We start from the raw sequence: 16,947 nt of genomic DNA, 5'->3' as shown, positions 1-16,947 counted from the left end.
GGCGGTGAGGCTCGCAAGCCGACGCGAACGGCCCACCCGGCGGGCGGGGTGTGCGGCCGCTGCCTAGCGTGTCAACCGTGAGCGTTCCCACCGTTTCCCCGCGGCCCGCCGTCCGTCATGGCTGGGCGCAGGCCGTGGCCGCGGTGCTGACCGGGCTCGCCGTCATGGTGCTGGTGGCGGCGCTGGGCCTGTGGGCGGCCGGCGCGGGTGACCTGCCGGACGACGCCTTCCCGAGAGTGGTGGCCGCGACCCTGGTCACGGCGGTCGGCGGAAGTGTGGAGCTCTCCGGGAACGCGGGCGTGCTGGCGCAGACCCGGGCCGGGGTCACCATGATCCCGCTGTCGGTGACGCTTGTCGGCGCGCTGGTGATCGGCGGGGGCTTTCTGCGCCCGCTGCGGCACCGGGCGGTCGCCTCGGTCGGCGAACTGGCCGGCTGGGCGGCCCGGATCGCGGTGCTGTGGCTGCTCGCGCTGATCGGCCTGGCCCTCGGCGCCCGGCAGACCTTCGCCGTGGACGTCGGCAGCGGCACCCTCAGCGACCTGACCGGCCTGTTCAATGCCGCGCCCCGCGTCGGCTTCAGCGCGGACGTGCCGCTGACGGTGCTGTTCGGCCTGCTGTGGCTGGCCGGGGTGCTGGCGCTGGCGCTGCTGGTGGCGCGCGGGGCGCCGGTGCCGGGGCGGCTGCTGCGTTTCCAGGAGTCGGTGCGCCCGGCGGCGCAGGCGATGGTGGTGCTGCTCCTCGCGTACGTGGTCGTCGGCCTGGTCGCCGCGCTGATCACGGCGGCCACCCGGGGTCACGCCCCGGCGACCTTCGCGCTGATCCTGCTCGGCCTGCCCAATCTGGCCTGGCTGGCCCTCACCATCGGCCTGGGAGCGACCTGGAACGGCCGGGTGCACGGCCCGTTCGGCCTGCCCATGCCGCATGTCCTGGACGCGATCCTGCGCACCCCGGACGTCTCGTCGCTGAACCTCGGCTCGCTCACCGACTACGACGGCCGGTGGTGGTGGCTGGTGGTCGTGGACGCGGTGCTGCTGCTGGCGGTGGCCTTCTGGACGGCAGCGACCTCACCGGCCCGGATCCGCTTGTGGCAGCACGCCGTCCACCTGGCCGTGGCGCTGGCGCTGACGGTGCTGATGATCTGTCTGACGTGCCGTGTCTCCGCGCACTACGGACTCTCCCTGCTCGGCATCGGCAACCTGGGCGGCGGCCTGTCCGGGGAACTGTTCCTCCGGCCCCGGCTGTGGCAGGCGGTGGGCCTGGGCGCGCTGTGGGGACTGGCCGCCGGATTCCTGGGCGGCCTGCTGGCCCGCCGGGTGCACCGGCGGGGCGAGGTGAGCGGGCCCTAGGTGTGTTGGTTTCAGGAGGGGTTTCGCGCGGTTGCGTCGGCCCGGTACACCGGGTCCGCCCAGTGCGGGGGGCTCGGCGGGCCGGTCGCCCTGTGGTGCGTCTCCGTGTCGGGCTCCTGCGCCGGGCGGACGTCGGCCGGGCCGGCGGGGGTCGCCATGGTGGCGCGCAGGGCGGCGACGAAGGCGAGACAGGTGTCGTAGCGGCTGTCGGGGCTCTTGGCCAGGGCCCTGGCGAAGACCGGGTCCAGCGCCGGGTCGAGGCCGGGGCGGGCCTCGCTCGGCGGGGGCGGATCGTCGTACTGGTGGGCCCAGAGCAGCGCCATGTCGTCGTCGCGCAGGAACGGGGGCCGGCCGGCGAGGCTCTCGTAGACGACACAGGCCAGACCGTAGACGTCGCAGCGGCCGTCGACCGGGCGGCCGGAGATCTGCTCGGGGGCCACGTAGTCGAGGGTGCCGACGAACTGGCCGACGCTGGTGAAGCCGGTGAGGGACAGCGACTTCTTGGTGAGCCCGAAGTCGGTGAGGTAGACGTGCTCGGGGTGGTCGGTGTCGATGCCCTCGGCGACCAGGATGTTGCCGGGTTTGACGTCCCGGTGCACCAGGCCGTGCTCGTGGGCGGCGTCGAGGGCGGACGCCACCTGGGCGGCGATCCGCACGGCATCCGGCAGCGGCAGCGGTCCCCGCAGGTCGAGGACGTGGCGCAGATCGCTGCCGGAGACGTGCCGCATGGCGATGTAGAGCACCCCGTCGGTCTCGCCGGCCTCGAAGACCGGCACGATGTGCGGGTGGTCGATCGCCGCGGCCACCTGGGACTCATGGATGAACCGCTTGCGGAAGGTGTCGTTGCGGGCGAGTTCGGGGGCGAGCAGCTTGAGGGCGACCGTCCGGTCCAGGCGCAGGTCGCGGGCGCGGTAGACGACGGCCATGCCGCCACGCCCGATCTCGCTCTCGATGCGGTAGCTCGCGATCTGCCGGCCGATGAGTTCCGAGGGTCGACCGGAGAACAGGCTGGTCTCGCCCGCCATCAGCGCTCACCTTCGGGTGCCACCAGCCGGGTCGGGGCGTGCCCGGCGGCGTCCTCGCCGGCGTCCTCGCCGGTGACCTCCCGGTCGGTGGCGTAGGTGGTCAGCCGCCGTCCGTCGCCGTACACCCAGCGGCCCTCCTCGGGGTCGTACAGCCACATGGCCTCCGCGTCGACGACGATCCCGAGCCTGAGGCCCCGGGTGCGGTCCTCGAAGTCCTCGCCGTCCAGGGTGCCGGCGGCCAGCTCCTCCACCGCGGACCGGTAATCCGCCAGGGCCTGTTCGACGTGGGCCAGCAGGGGCCGCGGATCGGCGGCGCCGGCCGGGCCGTCGGCGGCGGGCGGGTCCTCGGGTACGGCGACGAGCCGGCGGCCGTCGACCCAGGCGCCCCAGCCGTTGGCGCAGCGGATGTACCCCCAGTCGCCGCGCCGCTCCACGAGCTCCACCGGCAGCAGTGGGTCGAGGGGCACGGTGGGCCGGGCCGGGTCGGGGGCCTCCCAGGCGGGCATGCCGTGCCGCGGCACGACGTGCGTGGGCTGGAATCCGGGACTGGCCGCTCTGCTCATCGGGGCGCCTGCTTCCGGGTGTGTGCCATCGCGTTCGCCTACTTCCGCATCACAGCGGGCTCGTGCCGGCGCAGCAGCCGGGCGACCACGAGTCCGTAGAGGACGGAGAGCACCACCAGCATGGCCAGATCGAGCAGCCAGACGCCTGTCGAGTGCCGGAAGAGGGGGTCGGCGGACAGGTTGCCCGGGACGATCCGGGACAGCCCGACCGTGCCGGCCATGGCGCCGAGCGCCCAGCGGGAGGGCACGAGCCAGGACAGCTGCTCCAGGCCGGGCACACCGTTGAGCGGGAGCAGGGCTCCGCAGAACACGACCTGGACGATCGCGAGCAGCACCAGCAGCGGCATCGTCACCTCCTCCTTGCGCACCAGCGCGGAGACCAGCAGGCCGAGCATCATCGCGGTGAACGCGAGCAGGGCGGTGGCCAGAGCGATCTCGGCGAGGGGCGGGAGCAGGACGCCCCGGCCGCCGGGGGTGTTCAGGTCGACGCCGAGGAGGGCGACCAGGGTGAGGACGACGGCCTGGACGACGCTGATCGTGCCGAGTACCACGATCTTGGACATCAGATAGGCCGAACGGGGCAGGCCGACGGCGCGTTCGCGCTGGTAGACGACGCGCTCCTTGACGAGTTCGCGCACCGCGTTGGCGGCGCCGGTCAGCACGGCGCCGACGCACAGGATGAGCAGCGCGTTCATCGCGGTGTCCCGGGCGAGCCGGCCGCCGGCCAGGGCGCGGGCCATGGCGCCCATGACGAACGGCAGGGCGATCATGACGAGCAGGAAGGTGCGGTCGGAGGCGAGGACGGCCGCGTAGCGGCGGATCAGCGTGCCGAGTTGGGCGCCCCAGCCGCGTGGGCGGGGCGGCGGCGCAGGCGAGACGGCGGCCGGGCCCGGGTGGTGGGGCTGGGTGGTGGCCTCGGCGACGTAGTGCCGGTGGAACGGCGACTCGCGGTACTCCCTGGCCCAGTCGCGGTCCGGGTCGCGGTCGAAGGCCTCGAAGGCCTCCGGCCACTGTTCGAAGCCGAAGAATGCGAGGGCGTCGTCGGGCGGCCCGTAGTAGGCCACCTTGCCGCCGGGGGCGAGCACCAGAAGGCGGTCGCAGACGCCGAGGCTGAGGACGCTGTGGGTGACCACGATGACGGTGCGGCCGTCGTCGGCGAGGCCGCGCAGCATGTTCATCACCGACCGGTCCATGCCGGGGTCGAGGCCGGAGGTCGGCTCGTCCAGGAAGAGCAGCGAGGGTTTGGTGAGCAGCTCCAGGGCCACGCTGACCCGCTTGCGCTGCCCGCCGGAGAGGCTGTGCACGGGCTGGTCGGCGCGCTTTTCGAGGCCGAGTTCCCGGATGACCTCGTCCACCCGGGCCCGCCGCTCGGCCGCGGCGGTGTCCTCGGGGAAGCGCAGCTCGGCGGCGTAGGTCAGGGCGGCGCGCACGGTGAGCTGGGGGTGCAGGATGTCGTCCTGCGGGACCAGGCCGATGCGCTGGCGCAGTTCGGCGAAGTCGCGGTAGAGGTCGCGGCCGTCGTACAGGACGGTGCCTCGGTCGGCCGGACGCTGCCCGGTCAGGGCGTTCAGCAGCGTGGACTTGCCGGCGCCGCTCGGTCCGACCACCGCGAGCAGGGACTTCTCGCCCACCGGGAAGGACACGTGGTCGAGGAGCACCTTGCGTCCGCCGTCCACGGCGACGGTGAGGTCCTGCACGTCCAGGGAGATCTCGCCGGTGTCGACGTACTCCTGGAGTTCGTCGCCGACCAGGCAGAACGCGGAGTGGCCGATGCCGACGATGTCGCCGGGCCCCATGGGCGCGCGGGTGACGGGCCGGCCGTTGAGGTAGGTGCCGTTGTGGCTGCCCAGGTCGACGATCTCGTACGTGCCGTCGCTGTGGGCGCGCAGTTCGGCATGGCGGCGGGAGACGACCAGGTCGTTCACCACGAAGTCGTTGTCGGCTGCCCGGCCGATGCGGATCGAGCGCACGGACAGCGGGCGGACACTGCTGGGCCGGCGGAAGGTGCCGGTCAGCTGGGGCAGGGACACCGCGGAGGGGCGGTCGGGGTCGGGCCGCGGGGCGCCGGCGAGGACCGCGCGGGGGCCATCGGTGGGGTTGCCGAAGCGGATCACGCTGCCGGGGCGTACGCCCCATTCGCTGATCCTGCGGCCGTCGGCGTAGGTGCCGTTGGTGCTGTGCCGGTCCGTGAGGGTCCAGCGGTCCTGGTCGCAGCGCAGCACGGCGTGGTGCCACGAGACCCGGGCATCGTCGATGACGATGTCGCTCAACGGGTCGCGTCCGACGTGGTAGTCGTGGCCCGGGCTCATGACCGTGGAGCCCGTGTCGGTCTCCAGGACGAGTTCGGGCGCCGTCGGGGCGATCGGCCGCTCGGCCATGGCCAGAATTCTACCGATTCGTCCACATATGCGCCTGGAGTCGAGGCGCGGCACCGCGACGGACACGTGTCAGGCGACGGGTACGACGAGCGCCGGCAGGGTGCGCTGCATGCGCAGCGCGTCGACGGACTCGGCGAGCAGTTCGTACTCGGTGGTGTCGTCGCTGGCGGCGATCCGCACCAGCCGTCCGCCGGCCAGCTCGTCGGCCACCAGCTCCTGCCGGACGCCGTCGGCGCACCAGGCGCGCAGCAGCGCGGGCACGTCCGCCACCGTGTCCGCGACCGGCACCAGCGCGCCCACCGGGAAGGCGGGGTCCTCCGGGCTCGGGTCCAGGCGCTCGGCGATCCAGGACGCGCGGTCGCGCAGCCACCACAGGGCCAGGGCCAGCGTGGGCGCGCGATAGGTGCCGAGCGGTACCCCGATGCGCCGACCGTCGCACATGCCGTACGCCGTGACATGGCACAGGAATTCGTCGTGCACGTCTCACTCCCCCGTCGCCTCGCTGGTTGCGCCCGAACCGGCCTCGCTCTCCGTGCGGCTCCTGTGCGGTGAAGTGCCCCTGACGTTCGAGTATCGCCACTCCCGAAACACTGTCACCATGACTTTCCGGCCAGTCTGCTGGCATATTCACCGCCGGTTCTGGCCGGAACGCACCGGCGCGTTCGCGCGGGCATTACCAGGCAGGTAATCGACCCGTCCCTCGGTGCTCCGGCATGGTGGTCACACCGGATCGGCGAAGCCCCGGATCCGGCTTTGACCAGCACTAACCAGCAGATGCGACCTCGATGGAGGCTGATGCACCATGTCCGTGAACACCGACCGTTACGAGAGCGCCGCCGCCCGTTACTTCGAGGCCTGGAACGCCACCGAGCCGGAGGCGCTGACGAAAGCGGTCGCCGCCGCGTGGACCACCGACGGCGGCTACACCGACCCCCTCGCCGACGTCCGCGGCCACGAGGGCATCGCGGCCGTGATCGCCGCGGCGCAGGAGCAGTTCCCCGGGTTCGTCTTCCGCCCGCTCGGTACGGTGGACGGACACCACGACACGGCGCGCTTCGGCTGGGAGCTGGTGAACGAGGCCGACGGCTCGGCGCCGGTGGCCGGGTTCGACGTCGTCACGCTGGACGACGAGGGCCGGATCCGGCAGGTACTGGGCTTTCTGGACCGGGTGCCGGCCGGTGCCTGACACCGCCTGGCCGCGGTGAGTCCGCCGCGCACGACGGTCCGCCCGCTAAGCGGCGGCCGGACCCATGCGGTCCGGCCGCGCTCGGCACCCACAGTGCTCGAAGGTCGCCGAGGGCGCTCTCGGGGCCGGGGCCAGGCGCTCGTCCGCCGGCGCCGGCAGCCGGCCGGGCGGCAGCCCGTCGGCCTCGCTGAGGCAGTACCGCAGCAGATCCCCGCTCCCCCGGCTGAGGTCGATGGGCCCCGAAACGGGGGGAGCTCAGCCCTGCACGATCGCGTCGATCCTTTCCAGTTCCTCGGCGTCGAAGTCCAGGTTGCGGATGGTGCCGACGCTGTCCTCGAGCTGCTGCGGGCTGCTTGCGCCGACCAGCGCGGAGGTGACCCGGCCGCCGCGCAGCACCCAGGCCAGGGCCAGCTGGGCCAGGCTCTGGCCGCGGGACTTGGCGACCTCGTCGAGTGAGCGCAGGCGGGCCACGAGGTCCTCGGTGACCGCGTCCGAGTTCAGGAAGGGACTGTCGCTCGCGGCCCGCGAGTCCTCCGGGATGCCGTCGAGGTAGCGGCCGGTGAGCAGGCCCTGCTCCAGCGGGGAGTAGGCGATGGAGCCGATCCGCAGCTCGTCCAGGGTGGTGAGGAGGTCCTGCTGCTCGGGCCGGCGGTCGAGCATCGAGTAGCGCGGCTGATGGATGAGCAGGGGGGTGCCGAGGTCGGCGAGGATGCGGGCGGCCTCGCGGGTCTGCTCCGGCGAGTAGTTGGAGACGCCGACGTACAGCGCCTTGCCCTGCTGCACCGCCGAGTGCAGGGCACCCATCGTCTCCTCCAGCGGCGTGTCCGGGTCGGGGCGGTGCGAGTAGAAGATGTCGACGTGGTCCAGGCCCATGCGCTTCAGGCTCTGGTCGAGCGAGGACAGCAGGTATTTGCGCGAACCCCATTCGCCGTACGGGCCGGGCCACATCAGATAACCGGCCTTGGTGGAGATGATCAGCTCGTCGCGGTACGGCCCGAAGTCGGCCTTCAGGGCCTCGCCGAGCGCGGACTCGGCGGCGCCGGGCGGCGGGCCGTAGTTGTTGGCGAGGTCGAAGTGGGTGACGCCCAGGTCGAAGGCACGGCGCAGGATGGCCCGCTGGGTCTCGGCGGGCCGGTCCGGGCCGAAGTTGTGCCACAGGCCGAGGGACAGCGCGGGGAGCTTCAGCCCGCTGTGTCCGGTGCGCCGGTAGGGCATGTCGGCGTAACGGTCGGGGTGTGCGGTGTACAACGCGACTCCAGAGGGGTTGGCACACGATCTACCGGCTCTACTCTTCCCCGGGGCGCGGGCAGCGGTCCAACAGAAGAATCCGATGGAATTCAGCGGCTAGGCTTCTCAATCATGGAACTGCGCCATCTCCAGCACTTCGTCGCCGTCGCCGAGGACCAGCATTTCACCCGGGCCGCCGAACGCCTGATGGTGTCCCAGTCGGGGTTGTCGGCGTCCATCCGGGCGCTGGAGCGGGAGCTGCGGGCGCCGCTGTTCGTGCGTACCACCAGGCGGGTGACGCTCACCGAGGCGGGGCGGGCGCTGCTGGTGGAGGCCGAACGGATCCTGGCGCAGGTCCGTGCGGCGCACGAGGCGGTCGCGGCGGTGCAGGGCGTGCTGCGCGGCACGCTGGCGCTGGGCACCGAGCAGTGCATCGCCGGGGTGCAGGTGGCACGGCTGCTGGCCGCGTTCCGGGGCCGGCATCCGGACGTGGAGATCCGGCTGCGGCAGGCCGGCTCGGGCGCGCTGGCCGAGGAAGTGGCGGCCGGCCGGCTCGACCTGGCCTTCGCCTACCGCACCCAGGCGGACAGCGACCAGCTGCGTTCGGTGTCACTGACGAGCGAGCCGATGACCGTGCTGTGCCATCCCGGCCACCGGCTGGCCTCGGCCGGCGCGGTGCTGACCCCCGAGGACCTGACCGGTGAGGTCTTCGTGGACTTCCACCCGGACTGGGGCCCGCGCCGCAGCACCGACGCCGCGTTCGCCGCGGCCGGCGTCCGGCGCACGGTCGCGCTGGAGGTCAACGACGTGCACAGCCTGCTGGACCTGGTGGACGAGAACCTGGGGATCGCGGTCGTACCCCGGCACTTCCGGCACAAGCGGCCCTCGCTCACCGCGCTGCCGCTGAAGGGCACGGGCGAGACGGAGTACGAGACCGTGGCGCTGCTGCCGCCGGACCGTGCCACCAGTCCCGCCGCCCGGGCGCTCGTCACGCTGCTGGAGACCGGCGGCGGAACAGGGGGCCTGGCACCACCCCAGGAGGGGTCCCAGCCCTCCTGATCACGGCCGCCCGCCACCGCAGACTCGGGACCGTCGGCCACGACGACGGTCAGGAGGACATGTCATGGCGGAACACACCCGGCGGACCGTGCTGCGCGGGACGGCCGGACTCGCGGCGGCGGGCGCACTCACCGGTCTCGGCGCGGGCCGGGCGGCGGCACATCCCGCAGGAGGGATGACGGGTCGTCACTGTCCTTTTCCGGAAGGGGCGTTTGCCCCATATACGCGATCGCGTACGTCCACAACCCGGACCGCGGAGCCGCCGACCTGGTGATCCTCGCCGCTCAGGACTTCACCGGCGATCCCGTGGCCCGCGTGCACCTGCCCGGCCGGGTGCCGCTCGGCTTCCACGGAAGCTGGATTCCGGACGCGTGAACGCCCGCTGTTTGGGATGGTGGACGGTATGCATGCAAAGGACATCCTCATCGACGGCTACGGCCGCATCCAGGAAGAAGTCCATGCCGTCCTCGACGGCCTCGGACCGGACGCGCTGCACCACCGCCCGGCGCCCGACGCCAACTCCGTCGCCTGGCTCGTCTGGCATCTGACCCGGGTGCAGGACGACCACATCGCCGACGCCTTCGACCTCGACCAGGTGTGGCTCTCCCAGGACTGGGAGAAGCGCTTCGGCCTCGACCTGCCCCGCCACGACACCGGGTACGGGCACAGCCCGGCCAAGGTCGCGAAGGTGCGGGTCGAGTCCGCCGACCTGCTCACCGGGTACTACGACGCGGTGCACGAGCAGACCCTCGGCGCGCTGCGCGGCCTCGCCGCCAAGGATCTGGAACGGATCGTGGACGAGCGCTGGGATCCCCCGGTCAGCCTGGGTGTCCGCCTGATGAGCGTCCTGTCCGACGACCTTCAGCACATCGGACAGGCCGCCTACCTCAGGGGGCTCGTTCAGAGCGCGGCCGCGTAACCCGGCAGGACCACGTCCTCGATGAGGGCCGTGCGCTCGTCGAACGGGATGAAGGCGCTCTTGAGGGCGTTCACCGTGACCGTGCGCAGGTCCTCGACGGTCCAGCCGGCCTCCTCGACCAGCAGGGACATCTCCCGGGTCATCGTCGTGCCCGACACCAGTCGGTTGTCGGTGTTGAGGGTGACCCGGAAGCCGAGGTCCTTCAGGGCCGTGATCGGGTGCTCGGCGATCGAGGTGGCGCAGCCGGTCTGCAGGTTGGAGGTGGGGCACATCTCCAGGGCGATCCGACGGTCGCGCACCCAGGAGGCGAGCCGGCCGAGCTTGCCGGCCGCGAGGTCGGGGATGTCCTCGGTGAGGCGCACGCCGTGGCCGATGCGCTGGGCGCCGCACACCTGCAGGGCCTGGTGGATGCTGGGCAGGCCGTGCGCCTCGCCGGCGTGGATGGTGAAGGGCACGCTCTCGCGGCGCAGGTGCTCGAAGGCCGCGAGGTGGTCGGCGGGCGGGAAGCCGTCCTCGGCGCCGGCGATGTCGAAGCCGACGACACCGGCGTCGCGGTAGGCCACGGCCAGGTCGGCGGCGTCGCGGACCCGGTCGAACATCCGCATGCCGCACAGCAGGGTGCCGACGCGTACGGGGGTGCCGGCGGCGGCCGCCTTGGCCATACCGGCGGCGAGGCCCTCCTGCACGGTCTCCACGACCTCGCGCATCGACAGCCCGCCCTGGGTGTTCAGCTCGGGGGCGTAGCGCACCTCGGCGTAGACGACACCGTCGGCGGCGAGGTCCAGCACGTACTCCTCGGCGGTGCGCAGCAGGCCCTCGCGGGTCTGCATGACGGCGAGGGTGTGCTCGAAGGTGGCTATGTAGCGGACCAGGTCGCCGGAGTTGGCGGCCTCGAAGTACCAGGCGGCCAGCTCGTCGGGGTCGGTGGTGGGCAGGGTGTGACCGATCTCCGCCGCGAGTTCGACGACGGTGGCGGGGCGCAGGCCGCCGTCGAGGTGGTCGTGCAGCACGGCCTTGGGGAGCCGGCGGAGGGTCTCGGTGTCGATGCGGGGCGCGGTCATGGCGTTTTCGTTCCTCGGCAGGTGGTGCGGTGCTGATCAGTGGGTGGCGGGCTGGAGCAGGTCCCAGCGGTTGCCGTACAGGTCCTGGAAGACGGCGACGGTGCCGTAGGGCTCGTGCCGCGGCTCCTCCAGGAAGGTCACGCCGGCCGCGGTCATCCGGGCGTGGTCGCGGGCGAAGTCGTCGGTGTGCAGGAAGAACCCGACGCGTCCGCCGGTCTGGTCGCCGACGCGCGCCCGCTGGGCCTCGCCCTTGGCGCGGGCCAGCAGCAGCCCGGTGCCGGCGCCGCCCGGCTCCACGACGACCCAGCGGGAGCCGTCGGGGCGCGGGGCGTCCTCGGCGAGCCGGAAGCCGAGGGCCTCGGTGTAGAAGCGAATGGCCTCGTCGTAGTCGTCGACGACGAGGGTGACCAGGGCGACGCGTCGCATCGGGACCTTCCGGTGGAGGTGGTTAGCGGGTGAGGTTATACGTAAAACCTCGCTGGCGCCAGTCCTCGTCTACGCGCGTTGCGCCAGGGTTGCCGAAAGGTTGCCGCGGCCGTTCTCGGGTGTGGCGCGTCAGGGCCGTTCGTCGCCCTGGGCGATCTCCACCCGGTGGTGGAAGTCGGCCATGCCGGCGACCGAGGCGGCACAGGAGACGGCCGTGCAGGCGATGAGCAGGGCGGCGATCGCACGGCCGGCCCGGGGCACCAGAGGTGCGGCCAGCAGGGCCTGGACGCGCTGCGGGACGGGGCCGGTGGTAGCGGCGGGCGCGAAGTCGGGACGCTCCGAGTGGGCTGAGCCGGCCGCCTGTCCGGCGAGGGCCGCGCGGGCGATGGCCCGGGCGGTCAGGCGCCGGTCGCCGACACTCGCGGCGGCGGCCTCGTCGGCGGCGCGCTCGGCGGCGAGGCGGATGGTCCCGCGGACCGGGCGGAGCGCCGGATGACAGTGCGCGGCCAGTTCCGCGGCGGCCAGGAAGTAGTGGTGGTGGCCGTCGTTGTGCGCCCGTTCGTGTGCGAACAGCGCCTCCCGCTCGGGGCCGTCCAGGCTGCGCAGCATCGCGGTGGTGACGACGATGCGGTGCGGGCGGCCGGGCAGCGCGTAGGCGTCGGGGCGCGGCGAGTCCACCACGCACAGATCGCCCGCCGAGGGGCCGTGCCCGGCCTCCGTGCGGGCCGCACGGAAGGCGCGGGTCTGGTGCAGCACCGAGCGCACGAGGGTCCAGCCGCAGACGGCGAGCGCGCCGACGGAGGTCGCGGCGGCCGGCAGCACGACGAGGTCGGAGGCGGTGCGCAGCGGGTGTATCAGCTCGCCGAGCGCGGCGAAGAGCGGGACCTTGAGCAGCCCGATGAGCACGAACGAGCCGAGCGCGGCCAGCGAGCAGCCGGCGAGCACCACCGCACAGCCGGTGACGGCCCACAGCGCGGCGGCCGGGGCCAGCCGGTCCAGGGCCCGGCGGGCCAGGGCCGGCAGGGCGAACGGCAGCAGCAGGGGCAGCAGCAGGAGCGCGGTCATCGTTCGTCGGGTTCGAGCAGGTCCCGCAGGATCCGTTCGTCGTCGGGGCTGAGCTGGGCGACGAAGCGGGCGAGGACGGTCTGGCGGTCGCTGTCCCGGTCGAGTTCGCTGTGCATCCGGCGGGCGGTGAGACCGTGGGCGTCCTGGACGTCCCGGACCGGGAGGTAGGCGTAGCCGCGACCCTGGCGGTGCCGCTCGACGACGCCCTTCTCGTACAGGCGGGTGAGGATCGTGGTCACCGTCGTACGGGCCAGGTCCGCGCCGAGGCTCCGCTGGACCTGGCCGGGCGTCTGCGGTCCGCCCGCGGCCCAGAGTGCGGCCATGACGCTCGCCTCCAGCTCGCCGGCCGGCCGGCGCTCGTCCTTCGCCTCGGTCATGGAACGTCCCTCACCCCGTCTTCGTGTGCGGCCCGGGCGACCGTCTACACGATGGTAGTCAATCGAGTCTTCGTACGGCTGTGCCCCCGCACCCATTATGGGAGCGCCGATCGTACGGGGCGGCCGTCCGGGCGACAGAGGACCCGGGGCCCGGCGGGCCGCCTTCCAGGAGAAGGCCCCGGGTTGCGGCCGGGAGTGTCAGCTCGCCGGGGTGTGCAGGGCGTCGAGCCGGGCCAGTTCGTCCGCTGTGAGGCGCAGCGCGCCCGCCGCGACGTTCTCGGCGACGTGGTCCGGGTTGCCGGTGCCGGGTATGGCGAGGACATGGGGACCCTGGTGCAGGGTCCAGGCGATGCGGAGCTGCGCGGGGCTCACTCCGTGGGCGCGGGCGATGTCGCGCACGGTGTCGTCATGGGTGTCGGCCGCCGCCCGCGGTCCGGCCTGGCCCGCGACGGCGAAGAAGGGGACGAACGCGATGCCGTGTTCGCCGCACAGGCGCAGCATCTCGTCGTCGAGTGGATCGGGCCGGTCCAGGGCGTACCGGTTCTGCACGCACACCACCGGGGCGATCTCCAGTGCCTCGGCGAGGTGGCGCGGCCCGACACCCGAGATGCCCAGGTGGCGTATCAGGCCGGCCTCGCGCAGTTCGGCGAGCGCGCCGAAGTGCTCGGCGATCGAATCCTGCTCCTGCCGACGGAAGTTGACGACGTCGAGGTGGTCGCGCCCGAGCTGGCGCAGGTTCTCCTCCACATGGCCGCGCAGCTGGTCGGGGCGCGCCGGGTCGCCCCACTCGCCGTGGTAGTCGCGGAAGGGGCCGACCTTGGTGGTGATGACCAGGTCCTCGGGGTACGGGGCGAGGGCGGTGTTGATCAGTTCGTTGGCCGAGCGGGTGGCGGAGAAGTAGAAGGCTGCCGTGTCGATGTGGTTCACGCCCAGTTCGACGGCCCGGCGCAGCACGGCGATCGAGCGGGCGCGGTCGCTGGGCGTGCCGAGGTGGAACGCGGCGCTGCCCGTCAGCCGCATGGCTCCGAAGCCGATGCGGTGGACGGGCAGGTCACCGAGTTGGAAGGTGCCGGAGGCGTCCGCGGTGATCGTTTGAACGGTCATTCGGCGGAGTTTCGCACATCCGGCCCGCCGTGCAAGGGAATTCAGCCCAGCGGCTTGTGCAGGACCGCCTTGCGGTGGCTGAACGTCTCGATGGAGTAGCGTCCGTGGTAGCTGCCCGTGCCGCTCTCCCCCACCCCGCCGAACGGCAGGTCGGAGACGGTGAGATGGGCGAGGGGAAGGCCGTGACCGAGGCCGCCGGAGGAGGTCTCGGCGGCGATGCGCGCGCGGGTCCGCTCGGACTCGCTGAAGACGTAGAGGGCGAGCGGCTTGTCCCGGTCGTTGATGAAGGCGATCGCCTCGTCCAGGCCGGACACGGTGACGAGGGGCAGGATCGGGCCGAAGATCTCCTCCTGCATGACGGGCGACGCGGGGTCGACGTCCGCGAGGACGGTCGGCGCGATGTACTTCGCCATGCGGTCGCTCTCGCCGCCGACCGCGATCCGCCCGGAGCCGAGCAGGCCGGAGAGCCGGTCGAAGTGCCGTTCGTTGACGATCCGGCCGTACTCCGGCGACTCGGCCGGGTCGGCGCCGAACAGCGCCTCCACCGCGCGCGCCAGCGCGGCCTCAAGAGCGGCGGCCGTCTCCGGGTCGGTCAGGACGTAGTCCGGCGCGACACAGGTCTGGCCGGCGTTGAGGAACTTGCCGCGGGCCAGCCGGTCCGCGACCACGTCCAGGTCGGTGCCGCGGTCCACGAACACCGGGGACTTGCCGCCCAGTTCGAGGGTGACCGGGGTGAGGTGCTCGGCGGCGGCGCGCAGCACGATCCGGCCGACGGCGCCGTTGCCGGTGTAGAAGATGTGGTCGAAGCGCTCGGCCAGCAGCGCCGTGGTCTCCGGGACCCCGCCCTCGACCACGGCGACCGCGTCGGTGCCCAGGTAGGCCGGGATCAGCTCGGCGAGGGCGGCCGAGGTGGCCGGGGCCAGCTCGCTCGGCTTGGCGACGACCGCGTTGCCGGAGGCCAGGGCGCCCACCATGGGGGCGAGCAGCAGCTGCGCCGGGTAGTTCCAGGGGGCGATGACGAGGACGACGCCGAGGGGGTCGTACTGCGTCCAGGCCGTCGCGTCGGCGCCGAGGTGGGCCGGGACGGGCGCCGGCTCCGGGCGCAGCCAGTCCGCCAGGTGCTCCAAGGTGTGGTCGATCTCGCGGATGGTGAAGTCGATCTCGGTGCGGTAGGCCTCGGTGCTGCTCTTGCCGAGGTCGGCGCGGAGGGCGGCGGCGAGGTCGGCGCCGCGCTCGGTGAGCATCGCGCGCAGTCGGCGCAGCCGGCCGGTGCGCCACTCGACGGGCTTGGTGCGGCCGGTGGCGAAGGTGGCGCGCAGCCGGGCCACGATGTCGGCGGGCTGCTCGATGGCGGGACGGTTCACAGGTGTGCCTCGCTGGTGGTGCACGGGCGGTGCGGCCCGGGCCTGGGTCGTTGGGTGTATTTGCCAACCTTTCAGGTCCTCAAGTTCATTCCGGCGGGTCATGGTGACGCGGGTCACCTCGCGTCGGGGTGCGTCTCCCGGCGGCGCCGCTCCAGGTAGCCCCGCTCGGCCTCGCTGCCGGCCAGTTCGACGGCCAGGCCGTACTCCGCGGCGGCCTCGTCGGTGCGGCCCAGGCGGCGCAGCAGGTCGGCACGGACGGCGTGCAGCACGTGATACCGGCCGAGGTCGAGGGAGTCGACGAGGCCGAGCGCCCTGGCCGGCCCCTCGGCCTCGGCCACGGCGACCGCACGGTTCAGGGCGACGACCGGGGACGGTGCCACGGCCATGAGCTGGTCGTACAGGCGCAGGATCTGGTCCCAGTCGGTGGCCTCGGCGGTGGGCGCGTCGCTGTGCACGGCGTTGATCGCGGCCTGGATCTGGTACGGCCCGGGCCTGCCGCGGCGCAGGCAGTGCCGGACCAGGTCCTGGCCCTCGGCGATCAGCTCGCGGTCCCACAGTGTGCGGTCCTGCTCGGGCAGCGGGACGAGGACGCCGTCCGCGCCCTGCCGGGCCGGCCGCCGGGACTCGGTCAGCAGCATCAGCGCGAGCAGGCCGGTCACCTCGGGCTCTTCCGGCATCAGCGCGGCGAGCAGCCGGCCGAGCCGGAGCGCCTCCGCGCCCAGGGCCGGGTCGCCGGTGTAGCCCTCGTTGAAGATCAGGTAGACGACGGCGAGGACGCCGCCGAGCCGTTCGGGCAGATCGGCGTCGCTGGGCACGCGGTACGGGATGCCCGCGTCCCGGATCTTGGCCTTGGCCCTTACCAGCCGCTGGGCCAGGGTCGGCTCCGGCACCAGGAAGGCGCGGGCGATCTGGCCGGTGCTCAGGCCGCCGAGCAGGCGCAGGGTGAGGGCGACCCGGGCCTGGAGGGCGAGCGCGGGGTGGCAGCAGGTGAAGATCAGGCGGAGCCGGTCGTCCCGCACGGGGCCCTCCTCGGCCGGCGCGTCGGGCGCGTACAGCCGGGCGGACTCGGCGTGCCGGGCGTCCCGGGAGGACTCGCGGCGGAGCCGGTCGATGGCCCGGTTGCGCGCGGTGGTGATGATCCAGCCGGCCGGGCTCGGCGGCACACCGGACTCCGGCCAGGTCCGTACGGCGGTGGTGAAGGCGTCCTGCACCGCTTCCTCGGCGAGGTCGATGTCGCCGAGGAAGCGGACGAGGACGGAGACCGCGCGCCCGTACTCGGCGCGGAAGACGGCCTCGACATCGACGGTGTCCGCCATGGGCGCCCGTGCCCTTCTGCGATCGTCCGAAGCGTACGGGCTCGATCATGCCGAACAGCGCAGACAGGCGCGGACTTCTCGGCCACCGCGCGTCTGGTGAACCTCGGTCGACTGGGCGAGGGAGTCGACGATGCCGGTGCCGCGGCCGTGCTCGTCCGGGGCCATGTCGTGGCGGACGCGCTCGACCGCCGTTCCGGAGTCACTGACCACGATGTGCAGGGTGCCGCCGTCGAGGGCGAGCAGCAGCGTCATGCGTTCGCGGCCGTACTGGGCAGCGTTGGCGGCGAGTTCGTCGACGATGAGGACGGCGGAGTCGCGGTCGCTCTCGGGCACGCACCAGCATTCAAGCAGCTCCGCCGCGAGATGACGGGCAGCGGGGACATGCGCCTCCTGAGCGGGCAGCGTGAGCGTCGCCTGGTGGCGGCAGGACCGTGCGGGGGGTGAGCCGGCACGGGCAGAATCGGTCACAAACATGGTCTTCCGGCTCTTCTGCGTAGGAACCCGAATGTGAGCACTCATTCAGTTCTACGG

General features: G+C 72.9%; 17 protein-coding genes and 1 pseudogene. 5 read left to right on the top strand and 13 right to left on the bottom strand.

Going from position 1 to position 16,947, the window contains the following annotated elements; genetic code table 11:
* Positions 1-77 precede the first annotated feature (77 nt).
* Positions 78-1,346: a streptophobe family protein gene (locus ACZ5NH_RS38230; protein ID WP_468782008.1), complete on the top strand. Its 1,269-nt coding sequence runs from the start codon at positions 78-80 to the stop codon at positions 1,344-1,346.
* An 11-nt stretch (positions 1,347-1,357) separates the two neighbouring features.
* Here ACZ5NH_RS38230 and ACZ5NH_RS38225 read toward each other — a convergent pair whose 3' ends face one another.
* The 4 genes from ACZ5NH_RS38225 to ACZ5NH_RS38210 all read right to left on the bottom strand — a co-directional run bounded on the left by ACZ5NH_RS38225 (position 1,358) and on the right by ACZ5NH_RS38210 (position 5,792).
* Positions 1,358-2,371: a serine/threonine-protein kinase gene (locus tag ACZ5NH_RS38225; protein ID WP_468782006.1), complete on the bottom strand. Its 1,014-nt coding sequence runs from the start codon at positions 2,369-2,371 to the stop codon at positions 1,358-1,360.
* Entirely contained in the window at positions 2,371-2,934 is a 564-nt protein-coding gene (locus tag ACZ5NH_RS38220) for a hypothetical protein (RefSeq protein WP_468782004.1), read from the bottom strand. The genes ACZ5NH_RS38225 and ACZ5NH_RS38220 overlap by 1 nt, the downstream gene beginning before the upstream one ends.
* A gap of 38 nt (positions 2,935-2,972) precedes the next feature.
* Positions 2,973-5,312 (bottom strand): ABC transporter ATP-binding protein/permease, encoded by a 2,340-nt coding sequence (locus ACZ5NH_RS38215; RefSeq protein ID WP_468782002.1) that lies wholly within the window; start codon positions 5,310-5,312, stop codon positions 2,973-2,975.
* Positions 5,313-5,381: 69 nt separating this feature from the next.
* Entirely contained in the window at positions 5,382-5,792 is a 411-nt protein-coding gene (locus tag ACZ5NH_RS38210; protein ID WP_388634290.1) for a hypothetical protein, read from the bottom strand.
* Between the two features lie 322 nt (positions 5,793-6,114).
* Between ACZ5NH_RS38210 and ACZ5NH_RS38205 the strand changes: the two genes are divergently transcribed.
* Positions 6,115-6,498 carry a nuclear transport factor 2 family protein gene (locus ACZ5NH_RS38205; RefSeq protein WP_468782000.1) on the top strand — a complete coding sequence of 128 codons (384 nt, stop codon included), beginning with the start codon at positions 6,115-6,117 and terminating at the stop codon, positions 6,496-6,498.
* Positions 6,499-6,753: 255 nt separating this feature from the next.
* Here ACZ5NH_RS38205 and mgrA read toward each other — a convergent pair whose 3' ends face one another.
* The gene (gene mgrA, locus ACZ5NH_RS38200; RefSeq protein WP_468781998.1) at positions 6,754-7,746 is read right to left on the bottom strand and encodes an L-glyceraldehyde 3-phosphate reductase; all 993 of its coding nucleotides are present in this window, start codon (positions 7,744-7,746) and stop codon (positions 6,754-6,756) included.
* Between the two features lie 111 nt (positions 7,747-7,857).
* Here mgrA and ACZ5NH_RS38195 point away from each other — a divergent pair, with 111 nt between their 5' ends.
* The 3 genes and pseudogenes from ACZ5NH_RS38195 to ACZ5NH_RS38185 all read left to right on the top strand — a co-directional run bounded on the left by ACZ5NH_RS38195 (position 7,858) and on the right by ACZ5NH_RS38185 (position 9,703).
* The gene (locus ACZ5NH_RS38195; RefSeq protein WP_388634283.1) at positions 7,858-8,784 is read left to right on the top strand and encodes a LysR family transcriptional regulator; all 927 of its coding nucleotides are present in this window, start codon (positions 7,858-7,860) and stop codon (positions 8,782-8,784) included.
* Between the two features lie 222 nt (positions 8,785-9,006).
* Positions 9,007-9,159 (top strand): annotated as a pseudogene (locus ACZ5NH_RS38190) (carotenoid oxygenase family protein); the annotation flags it as partial.
* Between the two features lie 28 nt (positions 9,160-9,187).
* Positions 9,188-9,703 carry a mycothiol transferase gene (locus tag ACZ5NH_RS38185; protein ID WP_388634280.1) on the top strand — a complete coding sequence of 172 codons (516 nt, stop codon included), beginning with the start codon at positions 9,188-9,190 and terminating at the stop codon, positions 9,701-9,703.
* On the opposite strand, the gene ACZ5NH_RS38180 is transcribed toward ACZ5NH_RS38185, so the two are convergent.
* The 8 genes from ACZ5NH_RS38180 to ACZ5NH_RS38145 form a co-directional block, all read right to left on the bottom strand.
* Complete coding sequence (locus tag ACZ5NH_RS38180) at positions 9,685-10,764, bottom strand: adenosine deaminase (protein WP_468781995.1); 1,080 nt, start codon at positions 10,762-10,764, stop codon at positions 9,685-9,687. The two genes, ACZ5NH_RS38185 and ACZ5NH_RS38180, sit on opposite strands and share 19 nt — an antisense overlap.
* 36 nt (positions 10,765-10,800) lie before the next feature.
* A complete protein-coding gene (locus ACZ5NH_RS38175; protein WP_388634276.1) occupies positions 10,801-11,190 on the bottom strand; it encodes a VOC family protein in 390 nt (129 codons plus the stop codon).
* 129 nt (positions 11,191-11,319) lie between these two features.
* Positions 11,320-12,255: a M48 family metalloprotease gene (locus tag ACZ5NH_RS38170; protein WP_468781993.1), complete on the bottom strand. Its 936-nt coding sequence runs from the start codon at positions 12,253-12,255 to the stop codon at positions 11,320-11,322.
* A complete protein-coding gene (locus ACZ5NH_RS38165) occupies positions 12,252-12,632 on the bottom strand; it encodes a BlaI/MecI/CopY family transcriptional regulator (protein ID WP_388634271.1) in 381 nt (126 codons plus the stop codon). Before ACZ5NH_RS38165 ends, ACZ5NH_RS38170 begins: the two co-directional genes overlap by 4 nt.
* 198 nt (positions 12,633-12,830) lie before the next feature.
* Positions 12,831-13,736 carry an aldo/keto reductase gene (locus ACZ5NH_RS38160; protein ID WP_451557770.1) on the bottom strand — a complete coding sequence of 302 codons (906 nt, stop codon included), beginning with the start codon at positions 13,734-13,736 and terminating at the stop codon, positions 12,831-12,833.
* Between the two features lie 41 nt (positions 13,737-13,777).
* Complete coding sequence (locus ACZ5NH_RS38155) at positions 13,778-15,100, bottom strand: aldehyde dehydrogenase family protein (protein WP_388634266.1); 1,323 nt, start codon at positions 15,098-15,100, stop codon at positions 13,778-13,780.
* Positions 15,101-15,213: 113 nt separating this feature from the next.
* The gene (locus ACZ5NH_RS38150) at positions 15,214-16,416 is read right to left on the bottom strand and encodes an RNA polymerase sigma factor (protein ID WP_468781990.1); all 1,203 of its coding nucleotides are present in this window, start codon (positions 16,414-16,416) and stop codon (positions 15,214-15,216) included.
* A gap of 45 nt (positions 16,417-16,461) precedes the next feature.
* Entirely contained in the window at positions 16,462-16,890 is a 429-nt protein-coding gene (locus tag ACZ5NH_RS38145) for an ATP-binding protein (RefSeq protein ID WP_468781988.1), read from the bottom strand.
* Positions 16,891-16,947 lie beyond the last annotated feature (57 nt).

The sequence above is a fragment of the Streptomyces sp. NPDC031426 genome, assembly GCF_055581585.1.
Note: the sequence above shows the minus strand (reverse complement) of the source record. Positions and strands in the feature narration are given on the sequence as shown.